Source organism: Mycobacterium sp. SMC-17, from assembly GCF_045310915.1.
In the GTDB taxonomy this organism is placed as follows: domain Bacteria; phylum Actinomycetota; class Actinomycetes; order Mycobacteriales; family Mycobacteriaceae; genus Mycobacterium.
The window spans coordinates 1-1,088 of sequence record NZ_JBJIAK010000169.1 but is presented as its reverse complement, the minus strand read 5'-3'; the positions used below and the strand labels follow the sequence as shown (position 1 = coordinate 1,088).

The window sequence follows — 1,088 nt, the reverse complement described above, 5'->3', positions numbered from 1 at the left end:
GCTGCAACAGCCAGAACACGATGCCGACGAGGGTGGCGATCGCCATCGCAGTGAAGGCGGCTGTTGCACTTTCAGTGACGACGACGTTCGCAAGCCCGAGTGCTGCGATCGCAAGATTGAGCCAGTCGGGAATGATGCCGTGGCGAAGATCGATCAGCGCGACGCCGCAGCAGAGCACGCAAAGCGTGCCGTAGGATGCAATGAAATAAAGCGCTTCGTGATCGATCTGCATGGTGACGGGACAAGTGTGACGCGTGAACACATTGTGTTGCAACAACTTGCGTGGGTTGAACAGTCCATTTTCAATTGATCAGCAGCCGCGTGATCCGCTTGCGGGATTGTGAACGTCATCGGCGATGACGAAACAGAAAAGATGCGACAAAAAGTCTGCGCTGTCACAAATCCGCATAGGATACCGACAATAGTTCGCTCCGCTATGTGCCGCGAGCCCTTCGCGGCAGACGAGTGGGTTGACTATGTACAAGATGCGAGTGGCGGCGTGCCTGGTTTTGCTGGCAGCGTCGGCAGGCGTGCGTGCCGCGCGTGCAGGCACTCTCGAGGACGGTGCCGAGCGTTATCGGCCGTATCTGATCGAGGGCGTCGGCAGCGCGCTGGCGGGCGCGCGTGCGCTGCGTGAACGCGCCGCGGCTGCGGATGTGCCCGGTGCAAGGAAAGCCTGGTTGTCGGCGCGCGCCGGCTGGGAGCGCTCGGAGGTGTTCACCGCGGGCTTCGTGCCCGAGCTCGATGCACAGATCGACGCCTGGCCGAACGCGGACAGCGGGTTTCACGCCATCGAGGCCAAGCTGTTCGGTGCTGCCAGCACCGACGTTGCGACCGATGCGACGGGCCTCGTCGAGCATTTGAATGATCTTCACGGCAAGCTCAAGGACATCAAGCTGACGCCGCAGGGCCTGCTGGACGGCACAGTGCGGCTCGCCTACGAAGTCGGCGAGAGCAAGGCCGATGGCGGCGAGTCGCGCATCAGCGGCACCTCGCTGGACGACATGCGCAACAACATCGCCGGCATCGACTTCGCCTATCACACGATCTTCTCCGCCGCGCTCAACACGGTGGACGGCAAGCTCGAC

2 protein-coding genes are annotated in these 1,088 nt (G+C 62.1%); one reads left to right on the top strand and one right to left on the bottom strand.

The annotated features are described in order from the left end of the window. A partial coding sequence (locus ACJH7A_RS30625) for a hypothetical protein (RefSeq protein ID WP_406803333.1) occupies nucleotides 1-232 on the bottom strand: 232 nt, incomplete at its 3' end. Nucleotides 233-485: 253 nt separating this feature from the next. Here ACJH7A_RS30625 and ACJH7A_RS30620 point away from each other — a divergent pair. Then, nucleotides 486-1,088: EfeM/EfeO family lipoprotein (locus ACJH7A_RS30620; protein WP_406803332.1), on the top strand; the 603-nt coding region annotated here is incomplete at its 3' end.